Consider the following 22,557-nt stretch of genomic DNA (forward strand, 5'->3'; position numbering starts at 1 on the left):
CGGCTGCTTTCGGCCAGGATGCGATACCAAGGGTGAAATCGTTTGTCTTTCTCCCGCACACCCGGATAGTTCAACAATGACCACTCGACCGAAGCCTAAGCTCAACCTTCGCACGCTGATTCTTATCTTTGTGCTGCTCTCTGCCTTTGCAACATTGGTCAACAGTTTCTGGGTGACGTTCAAGATTCAGAAGCAGGAGTTGATTGAGAATGCCCTGGAGGTGAACAAGGCCTACGCCGCTCGGATTGCGCTGAGTGTGGAGCAGGTGCTTGACTCGGACCTGGACAAGTTAAAGTTTGGCTCCGTGCTCATTGGTAAGGCGTTCGACGATAAGCGCTATTTGGCCGAGGAGGCCGATCGACTGTTTGGCCAGGACGCCAGTTTCAACTCCGTGCTGATCGCCGACGCGGGCGGATCAATCATTGCCTCAGCCCCGCAAAGCCTTCATCTCGATGGGCGCACGCTGCAACACAAGGAGCCGCTCAGCCTTCGTGTGCCAAGAATCAGCAATGCGTTCAGGTCCCTCTCCGGCAATCTGGTGGTGTTCATTACCCAGCCCGTATTTGACGCGAAAGGCGAATACCTGGGCCTGATAGGCGGCAGTGTCCGGCTTGAGCAGAGAAATACACTGCAGGCGCTGATGGATACCAATGTGCGCAAGGATGGGGCGCATGTCTATCTCATCGACAGCGCCCGTCGGGTGCTCTATCACACCGATCCCGCGCAGATAGGCAGCGTCACGGGAACGGGGTTGATCGCCGATGCAGCGCTCAGTCAGGACGCCGGTACTTTACAGGCGACGGATGCCAATGGCGTGGAAATGCTCGCGGGCTTCGCCAAGGTGCCCAGCAGTGGTTGGGGAGTGATTTCGCAACAGCCACTGGAAAACATCCAGGCCGTCCTGCAGCACACCATGGCCAAAGTCATGCAGGGTATAGCGCCGCTGGCGCTGTTCGGCATCATCTTGATCTGGTGGCTGGGCGCAAGGATCTCGGCGCCACTGTCCAGGCTTGCCGAGTGCGCTAAACGGCTGGACACACCCGACAGCTACGAACGCATCAGCGCAGTCCCGGCGCGTTATTTCGAAAGCTGGCAGATTCGCAGAGCACTGTTGCTCGGCGCCACCCTGCTGCAAGAGAAAATCGGCAAGCTCAATCAGCAAGCGCAAACCGATGCGCTGACAGGCCTGGCCAACCGCCGAGCGATGCAGGATGTCCTGGCGCGTTGGGAGGACGCTGAAAAAGCGTTCGCCGTTGTTTCCATGGACATCGACCACTTCAAACGTGTGAACGACACTTTCGGCCACGCGGCAGGTGATGAAACCCTGAGGGCGATTGCGCAGCTCATGCAACAGAACTCACGGTCTAACGACTTGCCCTGCAGGGTTGGTGGCGAGGAATTCGTGTTGTTATTGCCCAATAGTTCGCTTCAGGCGGCCATCGATGTTGCCGAGCGACTGCGTGCTTCAATCGACGCAGCGGACATCGAAACGGTCGGGCACCTGACGGTTTCGCTGGGCGTCGCGCTATGGCACCCCGGCACCGATTCGATTGCGGTGGTGCTTGAACGGGCTGACCAGCTGTTGTACCAGGCCAAGCAAAACGGGCGCAATTGCGTGGTGGCTGAGCAGCCTTGATGGGCTAGCTCTTTAGCATGAGCACCCGCCGTTAATGCCGGTGCCCGTGTTCCGCCGCGTTGTGCGCATGCCACTCCGTCAGGTGCAGCCACACACTCACGGCCAACAGCGCCGACGCAATCCAGAAAGCCACAGACAGTCACCGACTAGCCCATCACCAGCAAGGCAACTGCGGCACCGAGAAACGGCGCGGTCGAGAAGTAGGCTTCGGTGCGCGCACTGCCCAGACCGAGAACTGCGCAGAAAAGGGGGCGGACATATTTGCTTTCTCTCACCGCCAACTACGAGAAAAATAAAACCTCTGATTTCGTAAGAAACCAGAGGTTTTGTTATTTCTTGAATTTGAAAGCGTGCCGTTCTTGTATCACGAGCACGGCGTATCCATCCGCCGCCCTATGACGTCCAGCAAGTCGCAACCGTCGCGCAGCGGAATTGAGCAGAGCAGCGCGAAATCGCTGAGCACAACTGCATCGCTACTTATCTCGCTACGTAGTGCGAGGTTCTCAATAACTTGGGTAACGGCACGAAGACGATAGGTCGCAGCGTCGAGGAGTATTTCCAGCGGCACGGTGGTATCGACAAAAAGGGCAGGGGTGGCGCTGTCGTTGCTGGTGAGGGCTATGTATTGGTTCATATGTGGAACTCCGGTTGTCGAAGGATAGCAACCACACATTTGTCGCCAAACAAAAGGGTGGCAGCTGTACGCAGGTTGGCGAACCGGGACAATCGGAAAAACCGGCAGACCCGAAGGTCTCCCGCGCACAGCTACCGTTGAGCAGCTTATTGCGCGCAGAAGCATCCCGCAAATACGCCGAGACGTTTCTGTCGATTTATCGTCGAGTCGCCAAACCCGATCGCCATGTGGGCGACCGCATGACTATAGGCCTGGCGGTATCGAAGCGGCAGGCCGATGCTTCTGAGTGGCCTGTAGGACATTACCGAAGTAATCAATCTCGCTCAGATCCACGCAATCCCCTTGACTGATGGGGGCAGGTGATCAGCCGGAACCTGCAATCGTAGGCATATGCTTCGACTTAAGTAGTCTTTTTCTGAAACGTTAAAACCACCCCTATATGCGTCTTACCTCGGTTGTAGCACCTTCTTATAGTCCTGCGCCTCAGTCATTTGGAAGTGCACGCATGCAGGGACCCTACGCATTTATCAACGAACGACCGCAGCCTTACCCGCTGCTTAAACTGAGCCTGGCGCTTGATCCCCATACCCAGACCAAATTCGACACCCTCAACCAACACATCCGCAACACGCTGGTGTTGCCTGGGCAATTGGTGATCATCGGGGATAGCCGCACCGCCTCTTGCACTGCCGAAGAGGCACAGCTGATGCGCTCGGCGTTGAATATTAAGCTCGCCTTGTTGGCGTACTCGGCAACCGACCAATTCTTGATCAACAACTATGATCAGTTGCAGGCCATCTTGACCTATTCCTCCGTTGGCATCGGCAGTGCCAGCAGCGCTTGGAGCAAGCATTTGGCGCAAGTCGAGAAGACCCTTATGGAAATCGAGGCGTTGCATAAGCAGTATTTGAGAAAGGGAACCACGGGGGCGAGGGAGGAGTTTCTGGCTAAACGAAGAGCACTGTTTGCAAGGTTGGACAGCCAAATCTCGGGGATGGCGCGCTTTGGTACGGGGTTGAGAAACGAAGGTTCGATTAAAAAGATGCTGGGGATATCCAGTAAAAGCTATTGGCAGCATGGAGAAATTCGCGGGTATGAGGCGCGGGTCAAGCGTTTAGCCAAGGCTTCGCAGATGCTGAAGAAGGGGACTTACATTGGTATAGCGCTGGATGTTGGGGCGACAGCGCTGGAGATAACGGAGGCGTGTTCCACCGGGCGTGAGCAGGAGTGTACGCAGGCGAAGTATGTTGAAGGGGGCAAGTTGGTGCTGGGGGTTGGTGGTGCATCTGCGGGCGGGGTGTTTGGGGCGCCTATCGGTGTCGCCGCCTGCATGATTGTTTTTGGCGTACCCACAGCAGGTGCCGGAGCGTTGGCATGTGCCATTGTCGGCGGTGCCGCAGGCGGACTTGCTGGAGGTAAGATCGGAAGCGCCTTGGGAGAGGGCACAGGGAAATTTCTCTATAGGACTGTGAGGGATTAAATGGTCTTTGAATATATCGGGATGTGCGCTGGGTTCGTCATGATATTAAGCTTCCCACTCTTTTTTTGGGCCATGTTCAAAAAACTCGACGCAGCAGAGCGCTATGTCGAGAACAGCGCTTACATCGTCGTGCACAGGGATATTTTCCGTCATGCCCCCTTTGATGGAAGGCCTCAGCGTCTAGTTGCCATGGCGATCATTATTCTTGTGCCCAAAGTACTCCAATGGAGGCGTTTAGTGCGGGTTGAGGACGTTGAAAAAATCCCACGACAGCTTAAGTACTGGATGGTCATACCGACACTGATCGGTTTCACATCCCTTACCGTGATGTGTATCAGTTGGTTTTTCATAGAAAACTAATCCGCCCTGTAATACGGGCATTGCTCTGTCGCCCTTAATGCCGATGCCGATGATGCACATCCGGAAAATGCGCATGGCTATGCCGCATCACACTGTGTACATGCACATGACTATGCGGCTCCGCCGGGTCCCACTCAAACCCATGCTCATGTTGATGATGCTCATCATGCACGTGCCGGTGCCCGTGTTCCGTCGCCTCGTGCAGATGCTCATGCGCATGCCGCTCCGTCAGGTGCAGCCACACACCCACGGCCATCAGCGCCGACGCAACCCAGAACGCCACGCTCACCGACTCGCCCATCACCAGCAAGGCCACCGCGGCACCGAGGAATGGCGCGGTCGAAAAGTAGGCGCCGGTGCGTGCACTGCCCAGGCCGCGCAATGCCAGCACGAACATGACCAGGCTGATGCCATACCCCAGAAACCCGACCAGCAAGATCGGCGCCAGCTGCGCCACGCCCGGAACCTGCGCGCCGAGATACAGCGCCAAACTGCAATTCACCACCCCGGCAATTAAACCCTTGGCGCCCGCAATAAACACCGCGTCAGACGCAGACACCTTGCGCGTCAGGTTGTTATCAATCCCCCAGCACAAACAGGCAACCGCTACGGCCAACGGCCCGGTCCAATCGTGGCTTGTGCCGCCACCGCCGGCGCCTGACAGCACCACGCCGCCGAGCACAATGGCGAGCATTCCCAGGACGATGCGCCGGTCGGCATTTTCTCGGAATACCAGCCAGGCGATAACGGCGGTCAGCACCGATTCAAGGTTGAGCATCAGGGAGGCGGTCGCGCCGGCCGTGCGCGTCAGGCCGAACATCAATGCGACCGGCCCGAGGATGCCGCCGAACGCGATGGCGCCGATCAGCCACGGCCATTCGGAACGGGTCAGCCCGCTGGGTTTCCAGCCGCGATCACGGATCAGGCGCACGCCGGCCAGGCCGACGCCGCTGCCGAGGTAGAGCAGGCCGGCGAGCAGCACGGGCGAGAGGCCCAGGCCGAGGCTTTTGGCGAGCGGCGTGCTGGCGCCGAAGAGGGCGGCAGCGGCCAGTGCGTACAGGATACTGAGGTTCATGGGCCATCCTCGAAGGTCAGGCCCATGATACGTCTCGCGCAGGCGCTAATGCCCTGGCGATTTTGACACTTTTACATTTATTGCGCGGTTTTCAGCTTGATCACATCACCCGAGATCTTGGTGGTGTAACCGCTCAATACCCATGCCCAGAACCACTTTTCCTGCACTTGGGTGTTGATCAGCGCGTCGCCGCCTTTGGCTTTGATGGCTGCATCCTGAGCGCGCACAAAACGGCTGTTCTGGCCGATCGGGATAACCCCGAACAACATGATGCCGGTGGCGCTGGCTTCGCTGTGGCCCAGCACGGTGTACTGGCTGCTGTCGTACTGCGGGGATTTGATGGCGGTGCCGGTGCAGCCTGCCAGTGCGAAACCGAGAACTGCTGCTGCAACCACTTTACTGACGTACTTCACTGTGTAACTCCATGGACTAACCCTCGCGATTCAATTCACGAGGGGGCGACACTTTAAACGTGGCCAGGGCGGATTGACATCAATCAGTCGACATTTTGATCGTCACGCCTGTACGTACACCCAAGCCGTCAGCCCGGAAGCCAGCGCGACCGAGACCCGTTTATAGTCGGACACTTCATACGCATCCGCCGCGGCCAGTTCCTGCTCGTTGATCTGAAAGACCATGCCTTCAACGCTGGCAGCCTTCTCTGTCGTCGGTGCGAGAATCGGGTGGTGGGTCTTGCCGCTGGTGGCCAGCACTTCGGGGTCGGTGATTTCTACCCAACTTTGTGAATAGCCCAGCATCGCGTCCTGCTGGCCGACTAATTCCCGGCCAAAGTTGGCCAGTTGCACGGCCTTGTCTTGCAAGGTGCCGTAGGAAAACAACAGCACGGGAAATTGGGTGGAGTGTTCCATTTTGATTCCTTGGTGGGTCAGGCGAGTAAATCTTCGTAGAAGGCGCCGTACGGCTTGTTCGGGTGGGCGATCTGGATTTCCAGGATCCACAGCCCGGCATTCGGGCAGTGTTCGAAATCGCCCAGGTCGCCGCCACGGTGGATCGCGTGGGGGAAGTCGCTGACGCGGTGCCCCTTGATGTCGAGGTTCAGTTGCCAACCCATGGCCTGGGCCTGCTCCTCGGCGTAGCGGTAAAGCTCAAGGCCTGCGACCTGGTCGCTTTTCCAGCGTGACTGTACGCGGTCGAACAGCGCTTTGGCGGCGCTGGCGCAGGCGATCATCTGTGGGTCGTTGCCGGTGGCGAAGGTCGCACCGGCGTCACCTTCGTGGCCTTGCCAGACTGCGCCCATGTCGATGAAGAAGATATCGTTTTCAGCCAATACCGGGTCGCCGTCCGAGCGTTGCTTGAACGTCTTGAGGGTGTTGGCACCGAATCGCACCAGCAGCGGGTGCCAGATGCGTTGCATGTCGAGTTCGGTGAGCACCTGCTTGCCCAATTCGCGCGCTTCGGATTCGAGCATGCCGGGGCGTATACGTTGGGCAAGGTGGTCGATGGCTTGCCACGTCATGGCCTGGGCATAGCGCATGCAGTCGATACTGTAGGCGGCGCCCACAGCTTCTTTGGGTTGTGCAGTCACCGGTTTTCCCTCGCGTTCAAGCTGTACTGGTCGCTATGCGTTTTACTATATAGCGATACGATGCAGAGCCCAACTCTGATAACCCCGAAGAGCACCTGTGGGCGCTGGCTTGCCTGCGATAGCGCGGTTTCAGCAAACATTGATGCGGCCTGACCCACCGCATCGCAGGCCAGCCAGCGCCCACTTTTTGACCGCGTTCGGTCAGTCAGAGATGCAGCCACGCCAGGCTGCCCAATATCACGGCCACGCCGCCGGCGGTGTATGACATCCGCTTCAACCATTCCTTGCGCGTCAGCAACGTAATCGCCGCCAGCGAAATCGCGATCTGAATCGCCGTCATCGCCTGGGCCCATCGGTGATGCTGGTGCAGCGCCTCTTCGGACTTCTGATCCCAGTCCCGTGACGTCGCCTCAAGCTTCTCGGCCTGCTTGCGCACTTCTTCCTTCTGGCCCCTGTAGCGTTCGATTTCGTCCTTGTAATGCGCAGCATCCACACCGGGGATATGGGTGGCCAGTTCCGCCAGGTTTTGTCGGCTGGATTTGGCCTGATAGTAGTTCCACTGGTTGGCGGCTTCGGTCTTGATGATGGCGGCGTTGTTTTTGTCCATCGCCGCTTCGCTTTCGGTCGAGCCGGCCTGGTAACTGAGCATGGCACCGAGGGTGGCCATCAGGGCGGTCATCACGGCGATGCGGCTGGCGAAATTGTCTCCGCGGCCATGGGCATGTTCGGTGGTGTGTTCGATGTGCTTTTCGTGGGGGCTGGGGACTTCGAAGGCTTCGGACATGGGGGCGTCTACGAACGGAATGAGGGAGTCTGATTCTTTACCAATTCAGCTGTCTCAATCCTGTACGTAACGCTGTAAACCCTGCACCAGCGCATCAAAGGTCACCCGGCAGCGCGGGCTGTTGCGCAGGTCTTCGTGCATGGTGACCCAGGTGTCCATCTTGAACGCAAACGCGTCGGGCAGTACCCGCTGCAGGCTCGGGGTTTGCTTGGCCAGTTGCACCTGGCAACCGCCGATTCCGGCACCGGCACGGATCAGCGCCAGTTGTGCCAGGTCGCTGTCGCTGCTGATGGCGAAGACACTGCGATCAAAGCCTTTGATGGGCAAGCTGCGGATAAACGCGCTTTCCTGATCAAAGCCAATCACCGAGTGGCCGACGAGGTCGTGCATCAGCAGCGGGATGCCGTGCTGTTGCAGATAATCATCGCGGGCATACAGGCCGACTTCGATCAGGCCGACGCGCCTTGCCAGCAATTGCGCCTGGCTCGGTCGGACCATGCGCACGGCGATGTCGGCCTCCAGTTGCAGCAGGTCGATCAGGCGGTTGCTCAGGATCAGTTCAACCCGCAGGTGCGGGTGCTGGCGACGTAACTGCGTGATGATCGGCGGCAGCACTTCCACACCGACCACTTCACTGGCCGAGATCCGCACCACGCCACGCACTTCATCGCCTTGAGCCGACGCGGCGCGTTCGAGGGCGGCGGCCGTGCGCTCCATGGTTTCGGCGTGGGGGCGCAACGTGTGGGCCACTGCCGTCGGCAACAGCCCGCTGGGCGAGCGAGTAAACAGCACCACGCCCAGCGCCGATTCCAGCGCAGCGATGTGCCGGCCGACCGTCGGCTGTGTGATGCCAAGCAACCGCGCGGCCCCCGACAACGATCCTTCCTTCAGTACACCGAGGAACGACCGGTAAAGCTCCCAACCAATATTCGCAGGCATGCATAAATGTATAGCGGCTCGATACTCTTCGGCAATTTATTGATAGCCGAGCCCGCCACACAATGGCCTCACCAACCAACGTGGGAGAGGGTCATGAGCAAAGTTCTGGTACTGGGAGCAACGGGCGGGATCGGCGGCGAAGTGGCGCGGCAGATGAGTGCGGCAGGCTGGGAGGTGTGTGCGTTGACTCGGAATGTGGACAAGGCGCGTCGTGAGCATGCTGCCTTCTCCTGGCTGCAGGGCGACGCGCTCAATCGCCAGGCGGTGCTCGCCGCAGCGCGTGGTTGTGCGGTGATCGTCCATGCGGTCAACCCGCCGGGCTATCGCAACTGGGCCGAGCAGGTGGTGCCGATGATCGATAACAGCATCGCGGCGGCGATTGCCGAGGGCGCAACCATCGTGTTGCCTGGCACGGTCTACAACTTCGGGCCGGATGCGTTTCCCGTGTTGCACGAAGACTCGCCTCAGCACCCGCAGACACGCAAAGGCGCGATTCGTGTGCAACTGGAGCAGCGTCTACAGGACGCTTCCCGTCAGGGCGCTCGGGTGTTGATCGTGCGTGCCGGGGATTTTTTCGGCGCGCGGGTCGCCAACAACTGGTTTGCTCAAGGCCTGGTCAAACCCGGCAAACCGGTGCGCGCGGTCAGCTACCCAGGCTCTCCCGGGGTGGCGCATCAATGGGCGTACCTGCCGGATGTGGCGCGCACCATGCTCGAGTTGATTGAGCGCCGGGCGAGCCTCGATGCGTTCGCGCGCTTTCATATGGCCGGGCATATGGACGCCGACGGCACGCAGATGGCCGAGGCAATCCAGCGCGTGGTGCTGCGCCGGACGGGTCATCAGCCGCGCGTAGGTCGTTTCCCTTGGTGGTTGATGAAATTGGTAGCGCCCTTTGTCGTCACAATCCGTGAAATGCAGGAAATGCGCTACCTGTGGCAAACCCCGTTGTGCCTGGATAACCAGCGCTTGCTGGGCGCCTTGGGCCGCGAGCCGCACACGCCGCTGGAGCAGGCGGTGGAGGCTACATTGGCCGAACTGGGTTGTTTGCCTGTTTCTGCCTGATCAAGCGCACATACACCGCAATGTTGATCAGCAACACCACGGCTGCGAGCACCCATTGAATGTTCGGGGTCAGCCCGGCCGGGTAGATCAGCGTGAGGATGTAATGCTCGACAAACCCGCCGCCATAACCGTCCTGCCCGGCGAGATGGCGCAACAGGTTTTCCCAACGGGTCAGCGGGCAGGGCAGGTGGAACACTTCCACCGCCACCCCCCAGGCAGCGGCTGGCAGGTGCAGCCACATGACGGGCCGCCACTTGAGGGCGAGCAACCCGCCGAACAGCACGAACAAGATGAAACACAGGTGGAACAGCACCAGGCTGTCGGCGGCTACGCGGTAGAGCATGATCGGGTTCGCTTATTAAAGTGGGCCGGTGTCAGGCGCCGAAGTGTTCTGGCAGGTCGTCGATAAACACAGGCCGTTTTTCGCCATATTACGGCAACCAAGTCATTCGCCTGCCACGCGCTGCGGATCAGCCCGTCGAGCAGTGTTTTTACCGACTCACCGCTTAGCAAGTCGGGCACGGGCTTTGCCGAGTCAGGCGTGACGGTGGGCGCAGGTTTGTGGCGGTGATGGTTGCTTGCAAGCAACGTGGGCCGTTATTGTGCTGAATCCTTTTAGTCCTTCCCCCAAGGTTCTGTTGTGATGAATGCACCGCGTACCGCAGTCGGCCCGATCAAGGCCGTGATTTTCGATATGGACGGGTTGTTGCTGGATACCGAGGGCATCTACACCGAAGTCACGCAGATCATCGCCGAACGCTACGGCCGAACCTACGACTGGGGCATCAAGCAGCACATCATCGGCCGGGGCGCTCAGGACCTGGCTGACTATGTGGTAAAGGCACTGGACTTGCCAATCACGGCAGCCGAGTTTCTCAAAATCCGTGAACCGCTGATGAGCGAGCGTTTCCCCAATGCCTTGGGCATGCCGGGGGCCGAGGCGCTGGTGCGGCACTTGAAGGCCCATGACATTCCGATCGCAGTGGGCACCAGCTCATCGCGCAATTCGTTTGGCCATAAGACCACTTTGCACCGCGAATGGTTTGGCCTGTTCGGCACCATCGTCACCGCCGATGACCCGGAAGTCGGCGCCGCGAAACCTGCGCCGGATATCTTCCTGACCGCCGCGCGTCGCCTGGGCATCGCGCCGCAGGATTGCCTGGTGTTCGAGGACTCGCCGTTCGGTGTGACGGCCGCCAAAGCCGCCAACATGACGGCCATCGCTGTGCCGGATGAAGCCATGGCTGACAGCAAGTACCCGCATGCCGACCAGATCATCCGCAAACTTGCGGACTTCGACCTCGCCGCCTATGGCTTGCCACCTTTTCCCTGACTGAACACGGGCAACACCGTGGCAGCGGGCGTGCCGGCGATAGCGTCCTCAAGACCGCTGTCGCCGGCACGCCCGCTGCCAGTGGGTCAGGCGCTGAAACCGCCATCGATGGTCAGGCTTGCCCCCGTGATATAGCCCGCCTCAGGCCCGGCCAGATACGCCACAAAACTGGCAATCTCCTCGGCATGGCCATAACGCCCCACCGCCATCAGCCCGATCAGCGTCTCGGCAAACTCACTGTTCGCCGGGTTCATATCGGTGTCAACCGGCCCCGGCTGCACATTGTTAATGGTGATGCCGCGTGGCCCCAGGTCCCGCGCCAAACCTTTGGTCAGGCCTACCAGTGCGGCCTTGCTCATCGCATAGGGGCCACCGCCGCCAAACGGCATGCGTTCGGCATTGGTGCTGCCGATGTTGATCACGCGGCCGCCTTCACCCATGTGTTTGGTCGCTTCCTGGGTGGCAATAAACACGCTGCGCACATTGATCGCCAGGGTCTGGTCGAAGTCTTCCAGCTTGAAATCTTCCAGCGCGGCGATAGCCAATACACCGGCGTTATTCACCAGGATATCCAGGCGTCCGAACGCTTCGACGGTCGCGTTGACCGCATTGCGAATCGCCGTGGCGTCGGCACTGTCGGCCTGAATCGCCAGGGCTTTGCCGCCTGCGCTGATCACCGCGTTCTGTAGTTCCTCGGCTTTGGCGGCCGAGCTGATGTAGGTAAAGGCAACGGCTGCACCTTGTGCGGCGAGGCGCTTGACGATGGCAGCGCCGATGCCGCGGGAACCGCCCTGGATCAAGGCGACTTTGCCGGTGAGGTTGTGTGTGGTCATGTCGATCTCCAAGTAGTTGATGGGCCGAGTATCGACCTCACCCAGCCAGCCCGGTAGACCGTGATTGCTATAGTCTGTGTAAACCAAAAGTTTAGAATGGTGCGATATGGAAAGCTTTGGCAGTATCGAATGCTTTGTGCGCAGTGCTGAAGGCGGCAGCTTTGCCGAGGCGGCCCGGCACCTGAGCCTGACGCCGGCGGCGGTTGGCAAGAGCGTCGCCAAGCTGGAAACACGCCTCGGTGTTCGCCTGTTTCAACGCAGCACCCGACGCCTGACCCTGACCGAAGCCGGCAAGCTGTTCCTTGAAGAAGTCAGCGACAGCCTCATCACCATCCAGAACGCAGTGGCCAACCTGGCGAGCGCGCAAGGCCGCCCGGTGGGCACGCTCAAGGTCAGCATGGGCACGGTGTTCGGTAATCGTTATGTGGTGCCGTTACTGGCGGAGTTTATGCGGCGCTTTCCGGCGATCAGCCCGGATTGGCATTTTGAGAATCGCCAGGTGGACCTGATCGGCCAAGGCTTTGATGCCGCTATCGGCGGCGGCTTTGAGCTGCCCCAAGGCGTGGTGGCGCGCAAGCTGACACCTGCGCATCGAATCCTGGTGGCCTCGCCGTCTTACCTGGAGCAACGCCTGCCCGTAAGGGGGCCCGAAGATTTATCGCATTGCCTGGGCATCTTGATCCGGTCGCCGCAAACCGGCCGCGTGCGAACCTGGCAGCTCACCGGCCCGGAGCGTGAGCAACGCCCGCTGGTGCTCAAGCCGCGCATGACCATGAGCGATTCCGAAGCCGCCTGCTGCGCCAGCGCTCAAGGCCTGGGGATTGCGCTGGTCAGTATGCCGATGGCCGTGCCGTTCCTCGACAGCGGTGCGGTGGTGCGGGTGTTGCCTGATTGGTACGTCGACGATGGCAACATCTCCATCTACTACGCCGAACACAAGCTGCTGCCCGGCAAGACCCGGGCGTTTGTGGATTTCATCATCGAGCAGTTTGCCGAGAAGGGCTTGGGGCAGCGGTTCAGCGCGATTTGACGACGGCTGCTCAGGGAGTCGCGGCCATCGCAGGCGACTCGGTCTACCGGCCCAACCTGCCCGGCCAACCAATGACCTTCTTCGGCCGCGGCGTGGCATAGGTCCTGATCTTCGATGTCGACAACCCCAACCGAACCAGGGATTCGGCAATGGTCACTGCCGCCGTCACCCCATCCACCACCGGCACGCCGGTGCGCTGGCGAATCTGTTCATCCAGCCCGGCCATACCGCCGCAGCCCAGGCAGATCACTTCGGCCTTGTCCTCGCGGATCGCCAGTTCCGCCTGGCGCACGATGGCTTCCATGGCGGCCAGCGGGTCTTCTTCGAGTTCGAGCACTGCCATGCCACTGGCGCGCACCGACGCGCAACGTTGATACAGCCCGGCAAGTTTCAAGCGGTCTTCGATCAGCGGCACCGTGCGGTCCAGGGTGGTCACCACTGAGTAGGCGTGGCCCAGGAACATCGCCGTGCTGGCCGCCGCCTCGGTGATGTCCACCACCGGTACATTCAACAGTTCCTGCAAACCTTCACGGCCATGTTCGCCATAGCCGGCCTGGATCACCGCATCAAACGGCTGATCGTAGGCCATCACCCGGTCCATCACGGCGATAGCGGCCAGGTAGCTTTCGAAATTGCCTTCCACCGACTCGGCGCCGAAATACGGTGTGAGACCGACGATTTCGGTGCCGGGCGAGGCCACAGCGCGGGCCTGCTCGGCGATGGTTTCAGTGATGGATGCGGTGGTGTTGACGTTGACCACGAGGATGCGCATGGAATGTCCTTGGTTAATGACTGACGTTATCGACTGCAATGCTTTCGCCGCTGACATCGGCGTAGAACGGTTGGCGTTTGGCGATCAGCCGGTACAACAGCCCTGCAATACCAGCGCCAAACAGCCAGGAAAAGGGAGCGACGCTGGTAAAGCCCGGCAACAGCGCCAGCAGGATCGCGATCACCGCCGCGGGAATAAACGCCGCGACTGCGCGTAAGTTGACGCCTCGGCTGTAGTAATAAACCCCATTCGGGTCTTCGCTATACAACTGCAGAACGTCCACCTGGCTTTTACGGATCAACCAGTAATCGACCATGATCACCCCATACAGCGGCCCGAGCAGCGCGCCCAGGCCGGACAGGAAATACACGATCACCAGCGGGCTGTTGTAGAGGTTCCACGGCAGGATCAGCACTGCCACGGTGGCGCTGATCAGCCCGGCACGTCGGAAGTTCAGGTACTTGGGCGCCAGGTTGCTCAACACAAAGGCCGGCGCGACGAAGTTGGCCATGATGTTCACCGCCACGGTGACGATCAGGAATGCCAGGCAGCCCAGCACCAGAAAGAAGGTATTGGGGATTGCCGCGATGATTTCGGTCGGGCTTTCGATTACCCGGCCATTGAGCTGGAACTGCCCGCCGCAGAGCAGCACGGTAATGGCGGCAAACACCAGGATATTCACCGGCAAGCCCCAGAAATTACCGACCAGGATGGTCTTGCGGCACGGCGAGGAACGGGCAAAGTCGCAGAAGTTGAGAATCAGCGTGCCGTAGATCGTCAGCCACAACGCGCCCCCGGCAAAGATATTGCGCCACATCTCGGCACCGCTCAGCGGCTCGCGGATCGACCAGGCGATATTGCCGCCGACCTGGAAATACATCCAACCGGCCAAGGAGGCCACCGTCACCAGAATGACCGGCCCGGCGAACGCTTCATAGCGGCGCACCATTTCCATGCCGTACGCCAGGATCGCCAGCTGCACAAACCAGATCGTCACGAAACACGCCCAACCCAGCGTCGAGAGGCCGAGGATCGAGTTGTGGTCGTAGTCGGCAAAGCCTGGATGAATTGCCGATAACAGCACGCGGAAAACCACTGACGCCAGGTAGGTCTGGATACCAAACCAGGCAATCGCAATCACCGCCCGGATCAGCGCCGGAATTTGTGCCCCGTGGATACCGAAACTGATACGGCTGATGACCGGAAACGGCACGCCGGTCTTTTGCCCCATGTACCCCGACAAGTTCATGAAGAAGTACACCAGCGCCGCGCCAATCCCCAGTGATAACAGAATCTGCCAACCGCCAAGGCCCAGTGCATATAAGCCGATGGCGAACGAATAGTTGGCGATGTTGTGCACGTCATTGGTCCACAACGCGAAAATGCTATAGCGACCCCAGCGACGCCCCTCAACCTTGGTGGGCGCCAGGTCCCGATTGTGCAGGCGAGGGCTGAGCACCAGCGGGCCGGGGCTTGCAGCCTCCGGGGTCAGGGCGGAGGAGGGCAGATCCATTGCGATGTTATTTGAGAGGCTGGTACGCATTCCGGCAGGCTCCAGCGCATCGGCGAGCGAGCCGCGGATGGCAAAGTGTATGTAGGTTTTGTATTTATTGTATACAAAGTGCATTTCACCTTAAGCCACATGCGTGCCAGTTTTGGATCTATGAAACGGGTAATTAATTTCGTTTTTGTAGGCTTCTCAAATAACTGACTGAATTAAAAGCGATATAAATTGACCATTTGAACAGGTATTTATTTTTCAGGCAGCAGAGGCAGTGCGGGACAGAACGAAAAGAGCCGGGAACAGGTGTTACGTTATGGTGCGCTTTTAAATGGATTGCACACATAAATGGCACCGATGGTTACATTGGTGTGTACAAGATTTATGTTCGCCACAACGCAAATGTGGGAGAAGGCTTGCTTGCGAATGTGCAGTGCCAGTCACTGAATAGGTCGACTGATCCACGGCATTCGCGAGCAAGCCCGCTCCCACAGGGTTGACTGCGCTGGTCTTCAGGCTTTGCTGATGAGATTCCCGGCGTGCAGGCCACATTCCTTTTGCGTGGCTTCTTCCCACCACCAGCGACCTTCGCGTTCGTGCTGGTTCGGCAATACCGGCCGGGTGCACGGCTCGCAGCCGATGCTGATAAAGCCGCGCTCATGCAGGCTGTTGTAAGGCAGCTCCAGCATACGGATGTAACCCCAGACTTCCTCGCTGGTCATCTGCGCCAGCGGGTTGAACTTGTACAGCGTGCGTTCCGGAGTGGAGAACGCGCTGTCGACCTCCAGTGCCGCCACCTGGCTGCGGGTGCCCGGGCTCTGGTCGCGGCGTTGGCCGGTGGCCCAGGCGCTTACGCCGGACAGTTTGCGGCGCAGCGGCTCGATCTTGCGCACGCCGCAGCATTCGCCATGGCCGTCCTTGTAGAAGCTGAACAGGCCCTTTTCCTTGACGAACGGTTCCAGCGCGCGCTGGTCCGGCGAGATCAGCTCGATGTCGATCTTGTAGAACTCGCGCACCTGCTCGATAAACCGGTAGGTCTCCGGGTGCAGGCGACCGGTGTCGAGGCTGAACACCTTGACGTTCTTGTTCAGCTTCCAGGCCATGTCTACCAGCACCACGTCCTCGGCGCCGCTGAAGGAAATCCACAGGTCATCGCCGAACTGACTGAAGGCCAGCTTGAGAATGTCCTGGGCGGATTTGTTTGCGTAAGTCGCAGCGAGTTCAGCGACGTCAAAGGCTTGGTTCATCAGGACGGTTCCTACAGGTCAGTGGCGCTGAGCGCTCTATAGGGGAGCGATGGTATCAAAATCCGCCCTGCGTTGCGGGGCCGAGCTTGAGTCGCTAGAGTTCGGCAGTCCTTTTGCTCGCTCAACTAGAACACTATAAATAGGGGTGTGTTGTGGAAATTGCCTGTCTCGACCTGGAAGGGGTGCTGGTTCCGGAAATCTGGATCGCCTTCGCCGAAAAAACCGGTATTGAATCCCTGCGGGCCACCACCCGGGATATTCCCGACTACGACGTGCTGATGAAGCAACGTCTGCGCATCCTCGACGAACACGGGCTCAAGCTCGCCGATATCCAGGAAGTGATTGCCACCCTCAAGCCGCTGGACGGCGCCATCGAGTTCGTCAACTGGCTGCGCGAACGCTTCCAGGTGGTGATTTTGTCAGACACCTTCTACGAATTCTCCCAGCCGCTGATGCGTCAACTGGGTTTCCCGACCTTGCTGTGCCACCGGTTGATTACCGATGAGAACGACCGGGTGGTGAGCTACCAACTGCGCCAGAAGGACCCCAAACGCCAGTCGGTGCTGGCGTTCAAGACCCTCTACTACCGCGTGATCGCCGCCGGCGATTCCTACAACGACACCACCATGCTCGGCGAAGCTGACCGTGGGATTCTGTTCCATGCGCCGGAGAATGTGATTCGCGAGTTCCCGCAGTTCCCAGCGGTGCATACGTTTGAGGACTTGAAAAAAGAGTTCATCAAGGCGTCGAATCGGCCGTTGAGCCTGTAGTTTATGGGTTGATGCTGTTGGCCTCATCACGGGCTCGCCTGTGATGAAGCCGGCTCAGTCAGCGCCTAAACCTCGGCCAGCAAGCGTTCATAAGGAATACTCAAGCCTTCATGCAGGCGTTTGATCATCGCCAGGCTCAGCTTTCGCTTGTGATTCAGCACTTCGGACACGCGCCCGCTTGTACCGATAAAAGGCTCAAGGTCACGCGCAGTCATGCCCAACTGCTCCATACGAAATTTAATCGCTTCCACTGGGTCTGAAGCCGGCATTGGAAAATGTTCCGCCTCGTACTTCTCAATGAGTACGGCGAGGATTTCCAGTTCGTCACCCTCTGGCGAGTTGACGTGCGCTCCCCATAGCTGCTCGACGCGTGCGAGCGCCGCCGTGAGGTCTTCCTGGGAGTGAATAGGTTTGATGTTCATCACACGGTCTCCGCGTTGATCTGGTCGTATTGCGCATGGGTTCCCACGAAACGGACGAAACCCAGCTGTCGTTGATAGTCGATCGCCATGATCACTCGATATTTGTTGCCGCCCACGTTAAACACGACCCTGCCGGCCTTGAGAATGCTCGCCGTCCTGAGCGCTTCTTTGAGTGCCTGCGGCGTGGTGTAAGTAGTTTTCTCCAAGTGGCGATACAGCTCGACCAGCGGCGTTTTGGCCTCGCTGTACGCGGGATGGCTTTCCCAGAATATTCGTAAGGTAGAAAGAGCGATTATCCGCATCGCTGCAGCCTCCCAATATGGGAGATAATAGGCGTGGTTGAGTGGGTACGCAATCGCGGAAATAATTTCTGACGAGTAGGCATTCGCTTCATGTGATCCTTCACAAACGGCGGGTGGGCGGTAGGGGCTGGACGCTAACCTCCCGCTCACGACGCCGTCGACGACCATTCTGATTCAGGTTTTTTCGGCGACTGGGCTCTGCGTCTGAACGCCAGGCAGATGGGCGCCGCTAGAGGTTTTCCAACGTGTGTAACAACACTCGCACCTTGGTCAGCGACTCCTGATACTCCGCCTCCCACTGCGAGTCCGCGACGATTCCGCCGCCGCCCCAGCAGCACACCTGCCCATCCTTGACCAGCAGACTGCGAATCGCGATGGAGCTGTCCATCTCGCCGCGTACATCCAGGTACACCAGCGAGCCGCAATACAAACCGCGGCGCGTCGGCTCCAGCTCGTCGATGATCTGCATCGCGCGGATCTTCGGCGCGCCAGTGATGGAGCCGCCGGGGAAGCTGCCGGCGATCAGGTCGAGGGCGTCCTTGTCGTCGGCCAGGATGCCGGTGACGCTGCTCACCAGGTGGTGCACGTTGGGGTAGCTTTCCAGGCTGAACAACTCCGGCACGTTCACCGAGCCCGTGCGGCAGGTGCGACCGAGGTCGTTGCGCAGCAGGTCGACGATCATCAGGTTTTCGGCGCGATCCTTGGGGCTGGCCAGCAGTTCTGCGGCGTGAGCTGCATCCTCTTCGGCGGTCAAACCCCGTGGGCGGGTGCCTTTGATCGGGCGCGTTTCGACTTGGCGTTCGCTGATCCTGACAAAGCGCTCCGGCGACAGGCTCACTACCGCGCCGTGATCCGGCAGGCTCTGGAAACCTGAAAAGGGCGTAGGGCAGGCTTCACGCAGCGCGCAGTAAGCCACCCATGGGTCGCCGCTGCACGGCGCCCGGAAGCGCTGCGCGAAGTTGACCTGATAGCAGTCGCCCGCCTGGATATAGTCCTGAATGCGCACGATGGCCTGGCGATAAGCCTCGGCGGTGAGATCGGGCGCCATCGGGCCATGCAGCCTGAAGGTGGCCGATGTGTGCGGGGCAGGCTGGCTGAACAGGTCGATCAACCGTTGTCGCTCGCTGTCGGCCTGCGCCGGGTGGAAGATCAACTGGCTGGTCTGTGCCTGGTGATCGCTGATCAGCGCCCAGGCATACAGCCCGAAGCGTGCATCCGGCAGGTGCAGGTCATCCACCGCCAGGTGTGGCATCTGTTCCAGGTGCCGACCGAAGTCGTAGCTCAGGTAGCCGATCAAGCCGCCGGCAAATGGCAGTTGCAAATCCGCCGGTATTGCCGCTTCACCCAGCTGCGTCAGGTTATCGCGCAAGCGCTGCAGGAAATCACGGCCGCTTTCGTCAGGCCTTACGGTCAGGGTTGCTTGTGGCCAGGCGCTAAGCACGTCATAACGCCCGCGTTCTGCGGCCGGGCGCCCGCTGTCGAGCAGCACCGCACCGGGGGCATGGCGAATCGCCGCGAAATAGTCGGCGGGGTTGGCGCGGTAGGGCAGCGAGTGTACGGAGCAGGTCGACATTGCGGGGCGGATCAGCGATTGGCGTGGGGGAGGCGATTGTAGTCCCCCGTAGGATTTGGTCCTAGAGGGGATGTCGGCGATAGACAGGTTGAAGCCCGGATCAGCCTTCGACGTGGGGTATGTGCCCAAACATTTCCTGCACAAACGTCACGCGCTCTTGCGGGGTTTCCGTCACGCCGGCGGCTTTCAGTGCTTCCAGGCGCGCTTCCACGGCGTGGGTGCGCAGGGTCAGGCCGCAGTCGTTGGCGATCTGGATATTCAGCCCCGGCCGCGCATTCAGTTCGAGGATCAGCGGGCCTTTTTCCTGGTCCAGCACCATGTCTACCCCGATATAGCCCAGCCCGCACAGTTCGTAGCAGCCGGCCGCCAGCTGCATGAAACCATCCCAGTTGGGCAGTTGCACACCGTCCACTGCGTTGGTGGTGTCGGGGTGTTTGGTGATGATGTTGTTCAGCCAGGTGCCGCGCAGGGTCAGGCCGGTGGCCAGGTCCACACCCACGCCAATGGCACCCTGATGCAGGTTGGCCTTGCCGCCGGATTGCCGGGTCGGCAGGCGCAGCATCGCCATCACCGGGTAGCCCATCAGCACGATGATGCGGATATCCGGCACGCCTTCATAGCTGATGCTCTTGAAGATCTGGTCCGGCACCACGCGGTATTCGATCAGCGCACGGTCCCGGTGACCGCCCAGGGAATACAAGCCGGTGAGGATGCTGGAAATCTGGTGCTCGATTTCTTCATGACTGATGATCTTGCCGGACACGGTGCGATAGCGCCCTTCAAAACGGTCGGCCACCACCAGGATGCCATCACCGCCAGCGCCCTGGGCCGGTTTGATCACGAAGTCGTTGCGCCCGCCGATGATCGCGTCGAGCTTGTCGATTTCCTTCTCGGTGGAAATGACCCCGTACATTTCCGGCACATGGATGCCGGCGGCAATCGCCCGTTCCTTGGTGATGATCTTGTCATCCACAATCGGGTACAGGCTGCGCTTGTTGTATTTGAGCACGTAATCGGCATTACGCCGGTTGATGCCCATGATCCCCCGCGCTTCCAGGGCCTTCCAGGTCTTCCAGAAGCCGAACATTACGAGTCAGCCTTGAGGAAGGCCTTGAAGCGCACCAGCTCGGTCAGGCGGTAGCCGCGGTAACGACCCATGGCCAGCATGAAGCCCACCAGGATCAACAGGATCGCCGGGAAGGTAAACACAAAGTAGATCAGCTCCGGCACGCTCATAATGATGTGCGCCAGGGAGGCGGCGAACAGCGTACCGATCGCCACTTTCAGCGCATGGTTGGCGCCGCGCTCCTCCCAGGTGATCGACAGGCGTTCGATGGTCATGGTCAGGATCACCATCGGGAACAACGCCACCGACAGCCCGCGTTCCAGGCCGAGTTTGTGGCTGAACAGGCTGATGGCCGCAATCAGTACCACCACGAAGGTCAGCACCACCGATAGCCTCGGCAGCATCTGCAACTTCAAGTGTTCCAGGTACGAGCGCAGGGACAGGCCCAGCGCCGTGATAATCGTAAACAGGACTATGCCGAAGCCCAGCTGCGTCTCGCGAAACGCCAGGGCGATCAGCACCGGGGTAAAGGTGCCCAGGGTCTGCAGGCCGATCAGGTTGCGCAGGATCAGAATCACCAGCACGCCAATCGGGATCATCACCATGATCATGAAGGTCTGCTGGGTTTGCAGCGGCAGGCCGTACAGCGAATATTCGAGGAAGTTGGCGTCGGTATTTTCGTCAGTCAGCTTGGCCAGGCGAATGGCGTTCATTTCGCTGTTGTTCAGGCTGAAGGTCACCATGGCTTTCTTGCCGCCATCGACCGTGATCAGGTTTTCATCGCCGGTCCACCACAACAGGCGGTCGGACGGCAGGCCTTGCTCGCCGGTTTCCGGGTTGAAGTACAGCCAGTCATTGCCGTTGAAACTGCGCAGCCACAGCTCCGGGGTTTGCGGTTGGTCGGCCACCAGGCGGATGGTGTGGACCTTTTCGATCGGCACGTGGGCGATCGACAGCAGCAGCTCGACGATCTTGGCCTTGTGTGGTGTCGACGGATCGCCGGCCAGCAGCAGCTTCACATTGTCGTCGTTGAGGTTGTTGGTACGCTTGATAGCCTCGCCGATAAAGGTCTCGACGTCCGCCGAGTGCTGGCGGATCGGCGCCAGCAAGGCTTCGGCGGCGATTTTCTCCGGGCCTTCGACTGCGATGCTGTCGCGGAAGGTCGGGCCCTTGACCTTGACCTTTTCACCGCTGTAACGCTTGGTCAGCACCAGTCGGTAATACAGGGTCTGCTTGCCTTTGGCTCGGCGTGCCGACCACGTCACCTTGCGGTTGCCGTCGGTGCGGTTGACGCTGACGCCGTAATTATTGGAGATGAAACTCTCATTGAGGCTGACGAAGTCGCGGCTCAGGGGCGGCACGAACATCGAGATCTTCACCGGGTCTTTGGGGTTGGCGACGAACTCGACCTTGGCGTCGATGTTCCACAGGTCGTCGGTGGCGTCCTCGGTGACGGGGATGCCCAGCACGAAAATCTGGTAGGCGGTGACCGAAATACCCAACACCACCAGGATGGTGATAAGGATTTTCAGGTGCAGGGTCAGAGAGCGCATTCAGTTTACTCGGCGGTATGAGCGTCGGCGGCGCAGGCAGGTTTGCCCGCTGCGTATTTAAGACTGGGGTCGACCAGCGCATCAAAGCGTTTCAACGCTTCGGAGCCGATCAGCAGCGGGTATTGGAAGGCGCTGCGGTCAGTCAAGTTCACTTCGATGCTGCGTAAAGCGTTGCCCATGCAGATATCCAGGGCAATCACTGGGCGGGCGGTGTAGTTCTTGTCCTCATCGGGGTCGTAGTCACCGGCGCGGCGCTTGATCTTGCTGACGCGGGCCAACGGGCGTTCGATGGGGTGGGAATGGGCGGTGTCGATAGCCAGGTAGAAGCGCACCCAGGATTCGCCGTTACGCTTGAAGCGCTTGATATCGCGTGCGCTCAGCGAGGCGGTCTTGGCGCCGGTGTCGAGTTTGGCCGCGACTTCCAGGTCAATGCCGGCCAATTTGGCGTATTCATTCAGGCCATACACGGTTTTCTCGGCGGCAGCGCATAGCCCCGGCATAAGCCCTGGCAGGAACAGTAGGCAAATCAGAAGGAAGGGCTTGAGTCTCATAGATCCTGACGCGGTGCAGTGCGATGTTCAATTCATCAAGGCGACTGGCATTGCTGCGCAATCTCTAGTGCGCCGTTTCATCAAGTGA

Annotated in this window: 25 protein-coding genes and 1 pseudogene; 7 read left to right on the top strand and 19 right to left on the bottom strand. The window is 59.7% G+C overall.

The genetic code is table 11. From position 1 onward, the window contains the following. The first annotated feature begins 76 nt into the window (after positions 1–76). Positions 77–1,636 carry a sensor domain-containing diguanylate cyclase gene (locus JFT85_RS23425; RefSeq protein WP_201230519.1) on the top strand — a complete coding sequence of 520 codons (1,560 nt, stop codon included), beginning with the start codon at positions 77–79 and terminating at the stop codon, positions 1,634–1,636. A gap of 34 nt (positions 1,637–1,670) precedes the next feature. On the opposite strand, the pseudogene JFT85_RS28520 reads toward JFT85_RS23425, so the two are convergent. Then, a pseudogene (locus JFT85_RS28520) lies at positions 1,671–1,875 on the bottom strand (EamA/RhaT family transporter); the annotation flags it as partial. A gap of 125 nt (positions 1,876–2,000) precedes the next feature. Beyond that, positions 2,001–2,270, bottom strand: coding sequence for a hypothetical protein (locus JFT85_RS23430; RefSeq protein ID WP_064453662.1), 270 nt, complete (start codon positions 2,268–2,270; stop codon positions 2,001–2,003). 505 nt (positions 2,271–2,775) lie between these two features. Between JFT85_RS23430 and JFT85_RS23435 the strand changes: the two genes are divergently transcribed. After that, complete coding sequence (locus JFT85_RS23435; RefSeq protein WP_201230520.1) at positions 2,776–3,750, top strand: hypothetical protein; 975 nt, start codon at positions 2,776–2,778, stop codon at positions 3,748–3,750. Then, positions 3,751–4,110: a hypothetical protein gene (locus JFT85_RS23440; RefSeq protein ID WP_078827140.1), complete on the top strand. Its 360-nt coding sequence runs from the start codon at positions 3,751–3,753 to the stop codon at positions 4,108–4,110. It abuts the gene before it with no gap. A 34-nt stretch (positions 4,111–4,144) separates the two neighbouring features. Here JFT85_RS23440 and JFT85_RS23445 read toward each other — a convergent pair whose 3' ends face one another. From JFT85_RS23445 to JFT85_RS23470, 6 genes are all read right to left on the bottom strand, one after another. Continuing rightward, on the bottom strand, positions 4,145–5,185 hold the full coding sequence (locus JFT85_RS23445) for a DMT family transporter (protein WP_053257513.1): 1,041 nt from the start codon (positions 5,183–5,185) through the stop codon (positions 4,145–4,147). A 77-nt stretch (positions 5,186–5,262) separates the two neighbouring features. Continuing rightward, positions 5,263–5,598 (bottom strand): hypothetical protein, encoded by a 336-nt coding sequence (locus JFT85_RS23450; protein WP_053257512.1) that lies wholly within the window; start codon positions 5,596–5,598, stop codon positions 5,263–5,265. Positions 5,599–5,700: 102 nt separating this feature from the next. Further along, a complete protein-coding gene (locus JFT85_RS23455) occupies positions 5,701–6,054 on the bottom strand; it encodes a gamma-glutamylcyclotransferase family protein (RefSeq protein WP_053257511.1) in 354 nt (117 codons plus the stop codon). A 17-nt stretch (positions 6,055–6,071) separates the two neighbouring features. Beyond that, the gene (locus tag JFT85_RS23460) at positions 6,072–6,731 is read right to left on the bottom strand and encodes a M24 family metallopeptidase (protein WP_069551506.1); all 660 of its coding nucleotides are present in this window, start codon (positions 6,729–6,731) and stop codon (positions 6,072–6,074) included. 205 nt (positions 6,732–6,936) lie between these two features. Then, positions 6,937–7,515, bottom strand: a complete 579-nt coding sequence (locus JFT85_RS23465) for a DUF4337 domain-containing protein (RefSeq protein WP_053257509.1) — start codon at positions 7,513–7,515, stop codon at positions 6,937–6,939. Between the two features lie 54 nt (positions 7,516–7,569). Then, on the bottom strand, positions 7,570–8,454 hold the full coding sequence (locus JFT85_RS23470) for a LysR family transcriptional regulator (protein WP_069551505.1): 885 nt from the start codon (positions 8,452–8,454) through the stop codon (positions 7,570–7,572). 93 nt (positions 8,455–8,547) lie between these two features. On the opposite strand from JFT85_RS23470, the gene JFT85_RS23475 reads away from it, so the two are divergent. Further along, the gene (locus JFT85_RS23475) at positions 8,548–9,516 is read left to right on the top strand and encodes an NAD-dependent epimerase/dehydratase family protein (RefSeq protein ID WP_073637993.1); all 969 of its coding nucleotides are present in this window, start codon (positions 8,548–8,550) and stop codon (positions 9,514–9,516) included. Here JFT85_RS23475 and JFT85_RS23480 read toward each other — a convergent pair. Then, positions 9,476–9,859, bottom strand: a complete 384-nt coding sequence (locus tag JFT85_RS23480) for a DUF2784 domain-containing protein (protein WP_053257506.1) — start codon at positions 9,857–9,859, stop codon at positions 9,476–9,478. The genes JFT85_RS23475 and JFT85_RS23480 overlap by 41 nt on opposite strands. 300 nt (positions 9,860–10,159) lie before the next feature. Here JFT85_RS23480 and JFT85_RS23485 point away from each other — a divergent pair, with 300 nt between their 5' ends. Further along, a complete protein-coding gene (locus tag JFT85_RS23485; protein WP_053257505.1) occupies positions 10,160–10,849 on the top strand; it encodes an HAD-IA family hydrolase in 690 nt (229 codons plus the stop codon). 86 nt (positions 10,850–10,935) lie between these two features. Here the strand turns inward: JFT85_RS23485 and JFT85_RS23490 are convergent, their stop codons facing one another. Beyond that, entirely contained in the window at positions 10,936–11,682 is a 747-nt protein-coding gene (locus JFT85_RS23490; protein WP_053257504.1) for a 3-oxoacyl-ACP reductase family protein, read from the bottom strand. Between the two features lie 106 nt (positions 11,683–11,788). On the opposite strand from JFT85_RS23490, the gene JFT85_RS23495 reads away from it, so the two are divergent. Then, a complete protein-coding gene (locus JFT85_RS23495) occupies positions 11,789–12,712 on the top strand; it encodes a LysR family transcriptional regulator (RefSeq protein WP_201230521.1) in 924 nt (307 codons plus the stop codon). 43 nt (positions 12,713–12,755) lie between these two features. On the opposite strand, the gene JFT85_RS23500 is transcribed toward JFT85_RS23495, so the two are convergent. From JFT85_RS23500 to JFT85_RS23510, 3 genes are all read right to left on the bottom strand, one after another. Beyond that, positions 12,756–13,484 (bottom strand): aspartate/glutamate racemase family protein, encoded by a 729-nt coding sequence (locus tag JFT85_RS23500; RefSeq protein ID WP_201230523.1) that lies wholly within the window; start codon positions 13,482–13,484, stop codon positions 12,756–12,758. Positions 13,485–13,497: 13 nt separating this feature from the next. Beyond that, positions 13,498–15,027: an NCS1 family nucleobase:cation symporter-1 gene (locus JFT85_RS23505; protein WP_201230525.1), complete on the bottom strand. Its 1,530-nt coding sequence runs from the start codon at positions 15,025–15,027 to the stop codon at positions 13,498–13,500. A gap of 470 nt (positions 15,028–15,497) precedes the next feature. Further along, positions 15,498–16,232: a phosphoadenylyl-sulfate reductase gene (locus tag JFT85_RS23510; protein ID WP_069551501.1), complete on the bottom strand. Its 735-nt coding sequence runs from the start codon at positions 16,230–16,232 to the stop codon at positions 15,498–15,500. Positions 16,233–16,384: 152 nt separating this feature from the next. Between JFT85_RS23510 and thrH the strand changes: the two genes are divergently transcribed. Continuing rightward, positions 16,385–17,002 carry a bifunctional phosphoserine phosphatase/homoserine phosphotransferase ThrH gene (gene thrH, locus JFT85_RS23515; protein ID WP_027603662.1) on the top strand — a complete coding sequence of 206 codons (618 nt, stop codon included), beginning with the start codon at positions 16,385–16,387 and terminating at the stop codon, positions 17,000–17,002. A gap of 65 nt (positions 17,003–17,067) precedes the next feature. Here the strand turns inward: thrH and JFT85_RS23520 are convergent, their stop codons facing one another. The 6 genes from JFT85_RS23520 to rloA all read right to left on the bottom strand — a co-directional run bounded on the left by JFT85_RS23520 (position 17,068) and on the right by rloA (position 22,469). Then, positions 17,068–17,424 carry a helix-turn-helix domain-containing protein gene (locus JFT85_RS23520; protein ID WP_053257499.1) on the bottom strand — a complete coding sequence of 119 codons (357 nt, stop codon included), beginning with the start codon at positions 17,422–17,424 and terminating at the stop codon, positions 17,068–17,070. Next, positions 17,424–17,726, bottom strand: coding sequence for a type II toxin-antitoxin system HigB family toxin (locus JFT85_RS23525; protein WP_169875053.1), 303 nt, complete (start codon positions 17,724–17,726; stop codon positions 17,424–17,426). Before JFT85_RS23525 ends, JFT85_RS23520 begins: the two co-directional genes overlap by 1 nt. Positions 17,727–17,955: 229 nt before the next feature. Continuing rightward, positions 17,956–19,299, bottom strand: coding sequence for an aminodeoxychorismate synthase component I (gene pabB / locus JFT85_RS23530; RefSeq protein WP_169875054.1), 1,344 nt, complete (start codon positions 19,297–19,299; stop codon positions 17,956–17,958). Positions 19,300–19,399: 100 nt separating this feature from the next. Continuing rightward, positions 19,400–20,386 carry an alpha-L-glutamate ligase-like protein gene (locus JFT85_RS23535; protein ID WP_053257496.1) on the bottom strand — a complete coding sequence of 329 codons (987 nt, stop codon included), beginning with the start codon at positions 20,384–20,386 and terminating at the stop codon, positions 19,400–19,402. After that, positions 20,386–21,918 (bottom strand): osmotic stress tolerance membrane protein RloB, encoded by a 1,533-nt coding sequence (gene rloB / locus JFT85_RS23540; protein ID WP_053257495.1) that lies wholly within the window; start codon positions 21,916–21,918, stop codon positions 20,386–20,388. The genes JFT85_RS23535 and rloB overlap by 1 nt, the downstream gene beginning before the upstream one ends. A gap of 5 nt (positions 21,919–21,923) precedes the next feature. Further along, on the bottom strand, positions 21,924–22,469 hold the full coding sequence (gene rloA / locus JFT85_RS23545; RefSeq protein WP_053257494.1) for a retropepsin-like aspartic peptidase RloA: 546 nt from the start codon (positions 22,467–22,469) through the stop codon (positions 21,924–21,926). Positions 22,470–22,557 lie beyond the last annotated feature (88 nt).

Source organism: Pseudomonas sp. TH04, assembly GCF_016651355.1.
Classification (GTDB): domain Bacteria; phylum Pseudomonadota; class Gammaproteobacteria; order Pseudomonadales; family Pseudomonadaceae; genus Aquipseudomonas; species Aquipseudomonas fluorescens.

Bases quoted from the DNA above. Each gene is read 5' to 3' on its own strand.
- JFT85_RS23535 (WP_053257496.1), bottom strand. From the start codon at position 20,386: ATGTTCGGCTTCTGGAAGACCTGGAAGGCCCTGGAAGCGCGGGGGATC.
- JFT85_RS23435 (WP_201230520.1), top strand. From the start codon at position 2,776: ATGCAGGGACCCTACGCATTTATCAACGAACGACCGCAGCCTTACCCG.
- JFT85_RS23475 (WP_073637993.1), top strand. From the start codon at position 8,548: ATGAGCAAAGTTCTGGTACTGGGAGCAACGGGCGGGATCGGCGGCGAA.
- pabB (WP_169875054.1), bottom strand. From the start codon at position 19,299: ATGTCGACCTGCTCCGTACACTCGCTGCCCTACCGCGCCAACCCCGCC.
- JFT85_RS23440 (WP_078827140.1), top strand. From the start codon at position 3,751: ATGGTCTTTGAATATATCGGGATGTGCGCTGGGTTCGTCATGATATTA.
- JFT85_RS23430 (WP_064453662.1), bottom strand. From the start codon at position 2,270: ATGAACCAATACATAGCCCTCACCAGCAACGACAGCGCCACCCCTGCC.
- JFT85_RS23465 (WP_053257509.1), bottom strand. From the start codon at position 7,515: ATGTCCGAAGCCTTCGAAGTCCCCAGCCCCCACGAAAAGCACATCGAA.
- JFT85_RS23510 (WP_069551501.1), bottom strand. From the start codon at position 16,232: ATGAACCAAGCCTTTGACGTCGCTGAACTCGCTGCGACTTACGCAAAC.
- rloA (WP_053257494.1), bottom strand. From the start codon at position 22,469: ATGAGACTCAAGCCCTTCCTTCTGATTTGCCTACTGTTCCTGCCAGGG.
- JFT85_RS23470 (WP_069551505.1), bottom strand. From the start codon at position 8,454: ATGCCTGCGAATATTGGTTGGGAGCTTTACCGGTCGTTCCTCGGTGTA.
- JFT85_RS23455 (WP_053257511.1), bottom strand. From the start codon at position 6,054: ATGGAACACTCCACCCAATTTCCCGTGCTGTTGTTTTCCTACGGCACC.
- JFT85_RS23505 (WP_201230525.1), bottom strand. From the start codon at position 15,027: ATGCGTACCAGCCTCTCAAATAACATCGCAATGGATCTGCCCTCCTCC.
- JFT85_RS23480 (WP_053257506.1), bottom strand. From the start codon at position 9,859: ATGCTCTACCGCGTAGCCGCCGACAGCCTGGTGCTGTTCCACCTGTGT.
- rloB (WP_053257495.1), bottom strand. From the start codon at position 21,918: ATGCGCTCTCTGACCCTGCACCTGAAAATCCTTATCACCATCCTGGTG.
- JFT85_RS23520 (WP_053257499.1), bottom strand. From the start codon at position 17,424: ATGAACATCAAACCTATTCACTCCCAGGAAGACCTCACGGCGGCGCTC.
- JFT85_RS23525 (WP_169875053.1), bottom strand. From the start codon at position 17,726: ATGCGGATAATCGCTCTTTCTACCTTACGAATATTCTGGGAAAGCCAT.
- JFT85_RS23490 (WP_053257504.1), bottom strand. From the start codon at position 11,682: ATGACCACACACAACCTCACCGGCAAAGTCGCCTTGATCCAGGGCGGT.
- JFT85_RS23445 (WP_053257513.1), bottom strand. From the start codon at position 5,185: ATGAACCTCAGTATCCTGTACGCACTGGCCGCTGCCGCCCTCTTCGGC.
- JFT85_RS23500 (WP_201230523.1), bottom strand. From the start codon at position 13,484: ATGCGCATCCTCGTGGTCAACGTCAACACCACCGCATCCATCACTGAA.
- JFT85_RS23495 (WP_201230521.1), top strand. From the start codon at position 11,789: ATGGAAAGCTTTGGCAGTATCGAATGCTTTGTGCGCAGTGCTGAAGGC.
- JFT85_RS23425 (WP_201230519.1), top strand. From the start codon at position 77: ATGACCACTCGACCGAAGCCTAAGCTCAACCTTCGCACGCTGATTCTT.
- JFT85_RS23485 (WP_053257505.1), top strand. From the start codon at position 10,160: ATGAATGCACCGCGTACCGCAGTCGGCCCGATCAAGGCCGTGATTTTC.